Origin of the sequence: Pseudomonas sp. LABIM340 (genome assembly GCF_040017195.2) — a bacterium.
Taxonomy (GTDB): Bacteria; Pseudomonadota; Gammaproteobacteria; order Pseudomonadales; family Pseudomonadaceae; genus Pseudomonas.
Genome location: NZ_CM200227.1, coordinates 2,215,073 through 2,226,848, shown reverse-complemented (window position 1 = coordinate 2,226,848; position 11,776 = coordinate 2,215,073). Strand labels below are relative to the sequence as shown.

The 11,776-nt window shown below is 65.8% G+C and carries 12 protein-coding genes; 5 read left to right on the top strand and 7 right to left on the bottom strand.

The features are described 5' to 3' along the window. Positions 1-67 precede the first annotated feature (67 nt). The 3 genes from ABKS89_RS10570 to ABKS89_RS10560 form a co-directional block, all read right to left on the bottom strand. Positions 68-529, bottom strand: coding sequence for a bacteriohemerythrin (locus ABKS89_RS10570; protein ID WP_081520638.1), 462 nt, complete (start codon positions 527-529; stop codon positions 68-70). A 367-nt stretch (positions 530-896) separates the two neighbouring features. Next, positions 897-1,499, bottom strand: coding sequence for a glutathione S-transferase family protein (locus ABKS89_RS10565; protein WP_081520639.1), 603 nt, complete (start codon positions 1,497-1,499; stop codon positions 897-899). Between the two features lie 10 nt (positions 1,500-1,509). After that, positions 1,510-2,667, bottom strand: a complete 1,158-nt coding sequence (locus ABKS89_RS10560; protein WP_192383215.1) for an aminotransferase-like domain-containing protein — start codon at positions 2,665-2,667, stop codon at positions 1,510-1,512. A gap of 82 nt (positions 2,668-2,749) precedes the next feature. Here ABKS89_RS10560 and ABKS89_RS10555 point away from each other — a divergent pair, with 82 nt between their 5' ends. Continuing rightward, positions 2,750-3,193, top strand: a complete 444-nt coding sequence (locus ABKS89_RS10555; protein ID WP_081520641.1) for a MarR family transcriptional regulator — start codon at positions 2,750-2,752, stop codon at positions 3,191-3,193. On the opposite strand, the gene ABKS89_RS10550 is transcribed toward ABKS89_RS10555, so the two are convergent. Further along, positions 3,190-3,831 (bottom strand): hypothetical protein, encoded by a 642-nt coding sequence (locus tag ABKS89_RS10550; protein WP_348590105.1) that lies wholly within the window; start codon positions 3,829-3,831, stop codon positions 3,190-3,192. The two genes, ABKS89_RS10555 and ABKS89_RS10550, sit on opposite strands and share 4 nt — an antisense overlap. Before the next feature lie 166 nt (positions 3,832-3,997). Between ABKS89_RS10550 and ABKS89_RS10545 the strand changes: the two genes are divergently transcribed. The 3 genes from ABKS89_RS10545 to ABKS89_RS10535 are packed head-to-tail and all read left to right on the top strand — an operon-like array spanning position 3,998 to position 7,031. Next, complete coding sequence (locus tag ABKS89_RS10545) at positions 3,998-4,600, top strand: LysE family translocator (RefSeq protein ID WP_138216414.1); 603 nt, start codon at positions 3,998-4,000, stop codon at positions 4,598-4,600. Positions 4,601-4,613: 13 nt separating this feature from the next. Beyond that, positions 4,614-5,813, top strand: a complete 1,200-nt coding sequence (locus ABKS89_RS10540) for a benzoate/H(+) symporter BenE family transporter (protein ID WP_138216415.1) — start codon at positions 4,614-4,616, stop codon at positions 5,811-5,813. Between the two features lie 54 nt (positions 5,814-5,867). Next, positions 5,868-7,031: an AAA family ATPase gene (locus ABKS89_RS10535; RefSeq protein WP_138216416.1), complete on the top strand. Its 1,164-nt coding sequence runs from the start codon at positions 5,868-5,870 to the stop codon at positions 7,029-7,031. A gap of 289 nt (positions 7,032-7,320) precedes the next feature. Here ABKS89_RS10535 and ABKS89_RS10530 read toward each other — a convergent pair whose 3' ends face one another. The 3 genes from ABKS89_RS10530 to ABKS89_RS10520 all read right to left on the bottom strand — a co-directional run bounded on the left by ABKS89_RS10530 (position 7,321) and on the right by ABKS89_RS10520 (position 10,321). After that, entirely contained in the window at positions 7,321-7,611 is a 291-nt protein-coding gene (locus tag ABKS89_RS10530; protein WP_138216417.1) for a LasR-specific antiactivator QslA, read from the bottom strand. Positions 7,612-8,300: 689 nt separating this feature from the next. Continuing rightward, the gene (locus ABKS89_RS10525) at positions 8,301-9,191 is read right to left on the bottom strand and encodes a bile acid:sodium symporter family protein (protein ID WP_348590103.1); all 891 of its coding nucleotides are present in this window, start codon (positions 9,189-9,191) and stop codon (positions 8,301-8,303) included. A gap of 368 nt (positions 9,192-9,559) precedes the next feature. Then, positions 9,560-10,321, bottom strand: a complete 762-nt coding sequence (locus tag ABKS89_RS10520; protein WP_348590102.1) for an SDR family oxidoreductase — start codon at positions 10,319-10,321, stop codon at positions 9,560-9,562. A 237-nt stretch (positions 10,322-10,558) separates the two neighbouring features. Between ABKS89_RS10520 and ABKS89_RS10515 the strand changes: the two genes are divergently transcribed. Beyond that, positions 10,559-11,563: an NADP-dependent oxidoreductase gene (locus ABKS89_RS10515; protein WP_348590101.1), complete on the top strand. Its 1,005-nt coding sequence runs from the start codon at positions 10,559-10,561 to the stop codon at positions 11,561-11,563. The last annotated feature ends 213 nt before the right edge of the window (positions 11,564-11,776 follow it).

Here is an 11,776-nt window from a genome sequence, read left to right as displayed (position 1 = left end):
TTGTGCACAGAGCATAGCCAGCCAGGGGCGATTCGCGTGGGCATTCACTGCCGAAACAGCGGGCGATTCAGCCGAAGAATCGCTTCATCGAGCGCGAAAGCCAGCCGCCATGGCCCTGATCTCGGGTCAGCTCGTGCATGGTCGCCTTCACCGCCTCCACGTAGTTGGCGTCGTCGTTGCGGATATGGTTGAACAGCCAGCGGCCGAGCAGGCCCTTGAGCTCCTCGGCGACGTCCTCGCCGGCCTCGAAACGCGTGCGGTAATCGGAAACGCGCTTGATGAAGAGTTCATGGACTTTCTTGTGCGCGCGGGTGAACTGATAGCCGGAGTCCTCCAGCAGGGTCTCCTCGAAGGCGAAGTGCGAGATGGTGTAGTCGACCAGTTCCTCGATCACGCCGCCGAGCATCGCTCGATCGTGATGGGCCTGGGCCTCGTGCAGCTGGTTGATCATTTCGACGATGCGCTTGTGCTGTGCGTCGATCACTCCGATCCCGGTGTCGAGATCCGCCTGCCAGACCAGATAGGCCATCTTTCCCCTCCCCATGCCGGACGACGACACTGCCTGCCGCTCGCGCCCGGCCACATCGGTACATCCCGCATGGCAGCGCGTCCAGATTAGGGAGGGCGACAAAACGCCGCCATGATGCCGGTCAACCCCAAAGCGCCGTAATCCGCGGTTTAGAGCGGTTATTTCGGATTTTTCTGATAGCATTTTGCCGGTTTTCTTCACCGACGCCCGGATCAGCCTGTAGGAGCGAGCTTGTTCGCGAATCGCCCAAGGTCAGGTGTTGCCGGAAACCTGTTCGCGAGCAAGTTCGCTCCTACCAAGAGCACCGGACGCACAACGAAAAACGCCGCTTCCTGGGAAGCGGCGTTTTCAGAAAGCAAGGCGCAGATCAGTCCTGCATGCCCACATGCCGCGGGTGATCCGCCACCCGCGCCAGCCAGGCGTTGATCGCCGGGAAGTTCGACAGGTCGAAGCCGCCCTGGTGAGCCACATGGGTGTAGGCGTACAGGGTGATATCGGCGATGGAGTACGTGTCGCCCACCAGATAAGGCGTCTGCTCCAGCTGCTTCTCCATCACTTTCAGCGCCTTGTAGCCGCCCTTGTGGCAGCGCGCGTACTCCTCGCGGCGCTCCTCGGGCAGGCCGAGGTAGAACTCGATGAAGCGCGCCACCGCCACGTAGGGCTCATGACTGTACTGCTCGAAGAACTGCCATTGCAGCACCTGAGTGCGCAGACGCGGTTCGCTGGGCAGCAGCTCGCTGCCATCGGCGAGGAAGTTGAGGATGGCGTTGGATTCCCACAGGCAGGTGCCGTCCTCGAGCTTGAGCACCGGCACCTTGCCGTTGGGGTTCATCGCCAGGAACTCGGCGGTCTGCGTCTCGCCCTTGAGGATGTTGATCTCGCGCCACTGGTAAGGCAGGCCGAGCAGGTGCAGGGCCAGCTTGACCTTGTAGCAGTTGCCGGACAGTTGATCGCCGTAAACGGTGTACATGCTCATCTCCTCACTGGGCCTGGGCGTCACGGATCACCGTCGCCAGTCGACGGAGTCCCTCGCCGGCGCGTTCGGGCGCCACGTGGCTGAAGTTAAGCCGCAAATAGCCGGGATTGGCATCCGGTTCGGTGAAGAAAGGCTCACCCGGCATGAAGGCCACGTTCTGCGCCAGCGCCGCGTCCAGCAGCGTGCGGGTGTCCAGCGGCTGCTTGAGCCTGAGCCAGAAGAACAGCCCGCCCTGGGGCACGTTCCACTCCGCCAGCTCGCCGAAGTGCTCCTCCAGCTGCGCCTGCATGGCATCGCGGCGGATGCGATAGAAATCGCGCAGCTCAGCCAGATGGCCACGGTACGCCTCGGTGCCAAACCACTGCAGTGCCTGCCACTGGCCAACGCGGTTGGTGTGCAGGTCGGCGGACTGCTTCAGCCGCAGCAGGTGCGGGAACAGATCCGGCGTGGCGATCAGGAAGCCCACGCGCAGACCCGGCAGCAGCGTCTTCGACACGGTACCGGTGTAGATCCAGCTGGACTTCTTCAGGCGGCTGACCAGCGGGGTCGCGGCGCCCTCATCGAACACCAGCTCGCGGTAGGGTTCGTCCTCGATCAGGGTCACGCCGAACTCGTCGAGCACGGCGGCCACCTCATCGCGACGCTGTTCGCTGTAGCGCACGCCGGACGGGTTCTGGAATGTCGGGATCAGGTAGGCGAAGGCCGGCTTGCTGGTCTCCAGGCGCTGGCGCAGCGCGGCGACGTCCGGGCCTTCGGCGCCCAGCGGCACGGTCAGGCAGTTCGCGCCGAACAGTTGGAAGGCCTGCAGCGCGGCGAGGTAGGTCGGCGCTTCGAGCAGCACTTCAGTGCCCGGATCGATGAACAGCTTGCTGGCCAGGTCCAGCGTCTGCTGCGAGCCGCTGACGATCAGCACCTGGCTCGCCTCGCAGGGCACGCCCAGCGCGCGCGCCTCGGCGGCAATCGCCTCGCGCAGCGCCGGCTCCCCTTCGCTCATGCCGTACTGCCCCATGCTCGCCGGCATGGCATCCCAGTTCACCTTCGGCAGCATCGGCTCGGCCGGCAGGCCGCCAGCGAAGGACATCACCTCCGGGCGCTGCGCCGCGGCGAGGATTTCACGGATCAGAGAGCTTTTCAGTCGGGCGATGCGTTCGGAGAAGGCCATGGGAGTCACCGGTAGCGGGAGCACGGAAGAATGAGTCAAACTGCTTGACCGAAGCTACGACGCCCGAGACGGATACGTCAATATGCCTGACCTAATAAAAAATGCCCTGCAACTCCAGGCCATGGAAGCCTTCTTCTTCAGCTACCGGGCCTTCACCGCGAAACCCGACGAGATGCTGGAGCGCCGCGGCCTGAGCCGTGTGCACCATCGCATCCTGTTCTTCATCGCGCGCAATCCGGGGCTGAGTGTCAGCGAGTTGCTGTCCGCCCTGGGCGTGACCAAGCAGGCGCTGAACGTGCCGCTGCGCCAGTTGCTGGAGCGCGACCTGATCCGCAGCGAAGCCTGCGACAACGACAAGCGCCGACGCCTGCTGGAGTTGACGGCCGAAGGCGGCAAGCTGGAAAAGGCCCTGCGCCAGGAACAGGGACGCCTGCTGCAACGCGCCTTCGACGAAGCCGGAGAAGACGCCGTGCGCGGCTGGCTGGCGGTCAACCAGGCCATCGCCTGGTCGCAGGACGAGGACTAGCGGGCAGCGGCTTCCAGCTCGCGGGCGGCGCGCAGGAACATCAGCGCCAGCGGCAGCAGGCTGGCCATCGCCAGGGCAGTGCCGGGCAGGAACAGCAGGACGCTGAGCAGGCACACGCCGGAGGTGACCTCCAGCCAGCCCATGACCTTCACCGACGGGTACGGCAGCTCGATCTTCAGCAGGCGGATGCCGTACCACAGGGTGACGATGCCGGTGGGCACGAACAGCCCCATGAAGCCCATCAGCGCGCCGTTGAATTCGCCGCTGAGCTGCTCGTCGAAGATCAGGCTGTAGACCTGCATCACCAGCGCGATGGCAATCGACAGCCCGACCGGCCAGGCCAGCCCGCGGGCATTGAAACGATCCTCGAGAAAGCTGCGGGTACGCCACAGCAGGAAGCAGCCAAGCACCGTGCTGAGCACACCGACCCAGAGTTCGTAGCGTTGCCAGGTGCTCGACTCATGCAGCGCTGCCGTGAACGACAGGGCGAACAACACCACATTGCACAGCAGCAGCGCGAGACTCAGGAAACCGAGCAGACGCAGGTGGCCGGGGTTCCAGCGCCGGGCGAGGAAGGCCCCCGGAGCGCTCTGATCCACCAGCTCGACCTTGGGGGCGGCGTAGGGATTCTGTTCCATGGTGGCGATCTTCCATCAGTCGTACGGCTTTCCCGCACCATACCGGCGCACTCCCGCGCACGCCACTGCCGCTCGCACTGTACGGGCCACTCGGCCACTGGCTGTTATGGGACAGCCCGGAGCCCGCGGGATTAGGCTGGTCCTACAACTAGACCGGTATACCGCCATGCCCCTCGAACTCCTCGGCGCCTTCGTGCTCTTCGCCTTCGTCACCTCCATTACCCCTGGCCCCAACAACATGATGTTGCTGGCCTCGGGCGTGAACTTCGGCGTGCGCCGGACCATCCCGCACATGCTCGGCATCAGCATCGGCTTCCTGCTGCTGGTAGTCGCCGTGGGCCTGGGCCTGCACCAGCTGTTCGAGCGCTTCCCGGCCACCTATACCGCGCTGCGCTACGCCGGCGGCGCCTATCTCCTGTACCTGGCGTGGAAGATCGCCCGCTCCGGCGCGCCCGAAGCCAAGGGCGAGCACAACGCCAAGCCGATGACCTTCCTCCAGGCTGCCGCCTTCCAGTGGGTCAACCCCAAGGCCTGGGTGATGGCCGTCGGCGCCATCGCCACCTACCTCCCGGCCAACAGCTGGATCGGCAACGTGGTGCTGATCGCCACCCTGTTCGCCGTGGTCAACCTGCCCAGCGTGGGCGTCTGGACGGTGCTCGGCAGCCTGCTGCGGCGCTGGCTGGAAGACCCGCTGCGACTTCGCCTGTTCAACCTCGGCATGGCGGCGCTGCTGGTCGCTTCGCTCTACCCTCTGTTCACCCGCACCTGATGGAAGTTCGTGCATGACTGACACTACTCCCGCCTCCGCGCCCATGCGCCCGCTGGCAGACTCCTCCCCCGCCGCCATCGTCGCCGGGTTCGTCGCCATGCTCACCGGCTACACCAGCTCGCTGGTGCTGATGTTCCAGGCCGGCCAGGCAGCGGGGCTGACCACCGCGCAGATTTCCTCGTGGATCTGGGCGCTATCCATCGGCATGGCCCTGACCACCATCGGCCTGACCCTGCGCTACCGCACCCCCATCGTCATCGCCTGGTCCACCCCCGGCGCCGCACTGCTGATCAGCAGCCTGCCCGGCGTGCCTTACGGCGAGGCCATCGGCGCGTTCATCGTGTGCGCCGCGCTGATCACTCTCTGCGGCGTCACCGGCAGCTTCGAGCGCCTGATGCGCCAGGTACCCGGTTCGCTGGCCTCGGCGCTGCTGGCCGGCGTGCTGTTCCGCATCTGCATCGAAATCTGCAACGCCGCGCAGCAGCAGACCGCGCTGGTGGTGGCGATGTTCGTCAGCTACCTGATCGCCAAGCGCCTGTCGCCGCGCTACGCGGTGTTCGCCGCGCTGCTGGTGGGCGTTGCCCTGGCCGGCTTCCTCGGCCTGCTCAACTTCAGCCACTTCCAGCTGGAAATCGCCCGCCCGGTGTGGACCACGCCGAGCTTCTCGCTCGCCGCCACCATCAGCATCGCCATCCCGCTGTTCATCGTGGCGATGGCCTCGCAGAACATGCCCGGCCTCGCCGTGCTGCGCGCCGACGGCTACCAGGTGCCCGCCTCGCCGCTAATCTCCACCACCGGCATCGCCTCGCTGCTGCTGGCACCGTTCGGCTCCCACGGCATCAACCTGGCGGCCATCAGCGCGGCCATCTGCACCGGCCCGGAGGCCCACGAAAACCCGCACAAGCGCTACACCGCCGCGCTCTGGTGCGGGCTGTTCTACGGCATCGCCGGCATCTTCGGCGCCACCCTGGCGGCGCTGTTCGCTGCATTGCCCAAGGCGCTGGTGCTGTCCATCGCCGCGCTGGCCCTGCTCGGTTCGATCACTAACGGCCTGACCAACGCCATGGCTGACGCGCGCCAGCGCGAAGCGGCGATGGTCACCTTCCTGGTCACCGCCTCGGGCTTCACCCTGTTCTCCGTCGGTTCGGCCTTCTGGGGACTGGTGGCCGGCCTGCTGACCCAGCTGGTGCTGAACTGGCGCCGCGCGCCGTAAAGGCACAACCCTTCTGCTAGCATGCGGGCGATTGCCCGAACCGGATCGCCCCGCATGCTGCACACCCTGGCTGTCGCCAACTACCGCTCGATCAACTCGCTGGTGCTGCCGCTGGGCCGGCTGAACCTGATCACCGGCGCCAACGGCAGCGGCAAGTCCAACCTCTACCGCGCCCTGCGCCTGCTTGCCGAGACCGCACAGGGTGGCGTGGTGAATGCACTGGCGCGCGAGGGCGGGCTGGAATCCACCTTCTGGGCCGGGCCGGAAACCCATTCCCGGCGCATGCGCACGGGCGAAGTGGAAGTCCAGGGCGGCCCGCGCAACGAAGTAAAGCGCCTGCGCCTGGGCTTTGCCGGCGAGGATTTCGGCTACGCCATCGCCCTCGGCCTGCCGCCACCGCCGGTGGTCAGCGCCTTCGGCCTCGACCCGGAGATCAAGCACGAAAGCATCTGGGCCGGCCCCTGGTACCGCCCCGCCTCGCAACTGGTGGAGCGCAACGGCCCGATGCTGCGCGCCCGCGAAGGCCGCAGCTGGCAGGTGCTGGAGCAGCACATCCCGACTTTCGACAGCCTGTTCACCCAGATCGGCAGCGGCTCGGACTGCCCCGAAGCCCTGCTGCTACGCGAGCAGATTCGCGGCTGGCGCTTCTACGACCACTTCCGCACCGATGCCGACGCCCCCGCGCGCCAGCCGCAACTCGGCACCCGCACACCGGTGCTGCACCACGACGGCCGAGACCTCGCCGCCGCGCTGCAGACCATCCGTGAAATCGGCAACGCGACTGCGCTGGAAGCTGCCATCAGCGATGCCTTCCCCGGCGCCGAATTGCAGATCGACTGCCAGCCCGGCGGACGCTTCGCCGTGGCGCTGAAGCAATACGGCCTGCTGCGCCCGCTGAGCGCGGCGGAGCTCTCCGACGGCACCTTGCGCTACCTGCTGCTGGTCGCCGCCCTGCTCACCCCGCGCCCGCCGTCACTGATGGTGCTCAACGAACCGGAAACCAGCCTGCACCCGGACCTGCTGCCGGCGCTGGGCCGCCTCATCATCGCCGCCTCGAAGCACACCCAGGTCTGGGTCGTGTCCCACGCCAGCCGACTGATCGCCACGCTGGAGGAGCACCCCGAGTGCAACTGCCTGCACCTGGACAAGGAACTGGGCCAGACACGCATCCGCGACCAGGGCATGTTCGATGCCCCGGCATGGCATTGGCCGGATTGAGACTGCGCCTTCTGGTCGACGCCGAAGTTGAAAGGGTCGTAGGAGCGGACTTCGTCCGCGAAGCCATTCAGCCAGGAACGTGAGAAACCAACCGGCAAGGCACGGTGCCAACCTGTAGGAGCGCGCCATGCGCGCGATCGCGGGCATGGCCCGCTGCCCTGTGCGAAGGAAGTCGGGGTTCGCAAGCAAGCTCGCTCCCGCAGGAGCCGGCGAGATGCCAGGGAGGAGGTAGGCGCCCTGCCAGCTTCCACGGGAGCGAGCTTGCTTGCGAACCCGAGACTTCAGACCTTCAGGACGCTGGCGAGGCGGCGGCCATGAGGCGTTGCTGCAGGCGCCAGAGGAAAGCCGTTTCATAGGCGACCTGAGGGAAGCCTCGTCCCTGGTCCAGTCGCCCCATATGCAAGGCCATCCAGAGGTTGGATTTGTGCCGCTCGGCGAACCATTGCTCGACGCGGGCCACGCCGGCGTCGGCGGCTGGCTGGCAATCCATCGGCCACTCCAGCGCCAGCCCCGGCCAGCCATCGGCCTGCGGAATGTGGCACAGGTGGAATCTCGCGTTACGCACCTTCTTGTCTCTCATTGAAAACTCCCTTTGCCGCGCTCGCGGGCGCCGACGTCGATCGATGTCCAAAGGGCCGCCAGGCTCCCAATACACCCGGCGGCCTGCTGCAAATCTCAGGTGCCCGGCAGGGTGGTGAGCACCGAGGGTTCAGCCAGTTCTACTAGTCGATAGAAGGAATTCCAGAGGGGTGTTGCCGGTGGTGCGCGGGGGTAAAAGCGGGGTAGTGCATCTTTCTGTACTCCTGCTGAGGATCAAGCCACCCGCCCTCCGTTACCACACGAAGGGTGGCGGACCGCACAAGGGTGGTAAACCGGTAGCAGGACCCGGCCGATCCGAAGACCGCCTTGCACGGCCCGCCATAGCTCAGCGCACAGCGGGCACAAAAAAGCGCCAACCGTACAGCCATGGCGCTTCCGCGCCTGCTTCCACCGGGTTACCACACCCAGGTCACGACGACCGTCGCGACCCGGAAACCTTACCGGCGGACTTGCAGGCACAGCAATGCGGCATGCTACCGGTTCTTCCGATGCCGGTGCAGGACGCTTCCCGAGTACCTTGTCGCATTTGCGTAGGAAGATGGACCGATACAGGAGAGGTCGCGGACGCAACCCATCTCTAGCCGGCCGGTTAACACGGAGATCACCTGTAGGAGCGCGCCATGCGCGCGATCGCGGGCATGGCCCGCTCCTACAGGGATAATCCGGGCGTCAGGCGGGCGCCTGCTCCGGTGCGGTCTTGGCGACGCCACGGCTGACCCACCAGCCGAAGAGGCCGGCGGTGAAGAACATCAGCACGCCGTAGATGGCCGCCGGGATCGCCATGGTCTTGTTGTTCAGCAGCATCGGGCTGAGCGCCAGGGCGATGGCAAGGGTGCCGTTGTGGATGCCGATTTCCATGCCGATGGCGATGGATTGCGGCTTGGAGAGCTTGAGCAGGCGCGGAATCCAGTAGCCCAGGGCCAGGCTCAGCAGGTTGAAGCACAGCGCCGCCGCGCCGACGATGGGCGCATAGGTGAGGAAGGTCTGCCAGTCCTTGGTCACGGCCACACCGATGATCACCGCCAGCAGCAGCGCGGAGAGGATCTTCACCGGCTTCTGCAGTGCCGCCGCCACGCCCGGCAGCAGGCGCCGCACGATCATGCCGATGGCCACGGGGCCAAGGACGATGATGAACACCTGCACCACCTTGGCGAACTGCAGCGGGATGGTCTGGCCGTCGTTCATGAAGTACAGCAGCGACATGTTCACGATCAGCGGCATGGTGAGGATGGCGATCACCGAATTCACCGCGGTCAGCGTGATGTTCAGCGCGACGTCGCCGTGGGCCAGGTGGCTGTAGAGGTTGGCGGTGGTGCCGCCGGGGGATGCGGCGAGCAGCATCATGCCCACGGCCAGCGCCGCCTCGAGGGCGAAGCCCAGGGTGATGAGGAAGCACGCCAGGGGCAGCAGGATGATCTGGCAGACCAGGCCGATGAGCACGGGTTTGGGGTAGCGCACCACGCGGGCGAAGTCGGCGATGGTCAGGGACAGGCCGAGGCCCAGCATGATGATGCCCAGGGCGATGGGCATGAAAAGCGTCAGCAAGGGATCGTTGGTCATTGTCATTATTCTCCAACTGGAATGGGCCGATTGTTTCGGCCTCTTGGGCGCTTGTAACTGGCCTTGCAGGCCAAAACCACTTCATCCTGTAACAGAATGCGAAAGTTTGTAGCGAACGAGGTGGGATCTTGCAGGCGAGCCCCCTGTAGGAGCGCGCTACGCGCGCGATCGCGGGCATGGCCCGCTCCTACAGGGGGGTGCCATACGCGAGCACATCGCGGCAGCGTGTAGGGCGCATAACCTGGAACAGGTTATCCGCCGCACGGTTCGTGGCGGATAACGCTGCCGCGTTACGCGCCCTACGGGGCTGCAGGTGCCTCACGGAAAAATGGTGAGGGCAGCCCGAACACCGGGCTGCCCCGAGACAATCAGATCGCCGTCGCCCCGCCATCCACCGGCAGCGCGATACCGGTGGTGAAGCCGGCGTGGTCGCTGCACAGATAGAGCACGGCGGAGGCGATTTCCTCGACTCGGCCGACGCGGCCCACCGGGTGCATGGCAGCGGCGAACTCGGCCTTCTTCGGGTCGGCCTCGTAGGCGCGGCGGAACATGTCGGTGTCGATCACCGCCGGGCAAACCGCGTTGACGCGGATTTTCTTCTTTGCGTATTCGATGGCAGCGGATTTGGTCAGGCCGATCACCGCGTGCTTGGAGGCGGCGTAGATGCTCATCTTCGGCGCGGCGCCCAGGCCCGCGACCGAGGCGGTGTTGACGATGGCGCCGCCGCCCTGTTCCAGCATCAGCGGAATCTGGTGCTTCATGCACAGCCAGACGCCCTTCACGTTGACGCCCATGATGGCGTCGAACTCGCTCTCTTCGCCGTCGGCCAGCTTGCCCTTCTCGATCTCGATGCCGGCGTTGTTGAAGGCGTAGTCCAGGCGGCCGTAGGCGGCCACGGTGCCTTCCACCAGCGCCTTGACCTCGGCGTCACGGGTCACGTCACAACGGATGAAAGTCGCCTCGCCACCCGCCGCGCGGATCAGCTCGACGGTGCCTTCGCCGCCCTTGGCGTCAACGTCGGAAACCACGACCTTCACGCCCTGCTGGGCGAAGGCCTGGGCGGTGGCGCGGCCGATGCCGTTGGCGGCGCCGGTGACCAGGGCGACCTGGCCGGAAAGCAGCTGACTCATGAGCGTTCCTCGAAAGCGTTGCGAAGCGAATGGGGATAACCGTCGCAGTCTAGCCAGCGCATTGCGGGCGCGAAGCACTATCAGGCGGGGCGACTTCGCTGCATCCATGCCAATGATGATTCCGTCAAATCCGGATCACTGGAACCGATGGCCGGACATTCCCCCGGCGGACGGAACTTGCCCCAACGCCGCGCGCGGACTATCACCTAGGCTTTCCCCCTGACTGAGTCCACTGCCATGTCCGCCCAGATCAACCGTCAGTTCCAGCTCGCCCAGCGCCCGGTCGGCGCCGCCACCCGCGACACCTTCGCCTACGTGGAAACCCCGGTCGGCGAGCCCGGCCCCGGTCAGATCCTGGTGAAGAACCACTACCTGTCGCTGGACCCAGCCATGCGCGGCTGGATGAACGACGCCAAGTCCTACATCGCTCCGGTGGCCATCGGCGACGTGATGCGCGCCCTGGGCGTGGGCAAGGTGATCGCCTCGCAGCACCCGGACTTCAAGGTCGGCGACGAAGTGAACGGCGCCCTCGGCGTGCAGGACTATTTCCTCGGCGAGCCCAAGGGCTTCTACAAAGTCGACAGCCAGCGCGCGCCCCTGCCGCTGTACCTGTCCGCGCTGGGCATGACCGGCATGACCGCCTACTTCGGCTTCCTCGACGTCGGCCTGCCCCAGGCCGGTGACACCGTGGTCGTCTCCGGCGCCGCCGGCGCGGTGGGCAGCGTGGTCGGGCAGATCGCCAAGATCAAAGGCTGCCGCGTGGTCGGTATCGCCGGCGGCGCCGACAAGTGCCGCTACCTGGTGGATGAGCTGGGCTTCGACGGCGCCATCGACTACAAGGCCGAGGACGTCAACGCCGGCCTCAAGCGCGAGTGTCCCAAGGGCGTGAACGTGTTCTTCGACAACGTTGGTGGCGACATCCTCGACGCCGTGCTTGCCCGCCTGGCGCCCAAGGCGCGGGTGGTGATCTGCGGCGCGATCAGCCAGTACAACAACAAGGAAGCCGTGCGCGGCCCGGCCAATTACCTCTCGCTGCTGGTCAACCGTGCACGCATGGAAGGCATGGTAGTGATGGACTACGCCCACCGCTTCCAGGAAGGCTTCAAGGACATGGCGACCTGGATCGCCGAGGGCAAGCTGAAGTCGAAGGAAGACATCGTCGAAGGCCTGGAAACCTTCCCCGAGACTCTCGCCAAGCTGTTCAGCGGCGAGAACTTCGGCAAGTTGGTGCTGAAGGTCTGACGCCGCTCCTACCAGGATTCCTGTGCTCGGATCGGCCCTCACCCTAACCCTGTCTGCGCGCCCCGCTCAGAGGGAGAGGGGACCGTTCGGCGCAGGATGAAACTACAGCGTCAGCCGGCACAGTCGGCTCCCTCTCCCTCTGGGAGAGGGCTGGGGTGAGGGAAATCGCAGGCCCAAGTTTTCCGGAAAAAGACAATTGCTCCTACAGGAGCA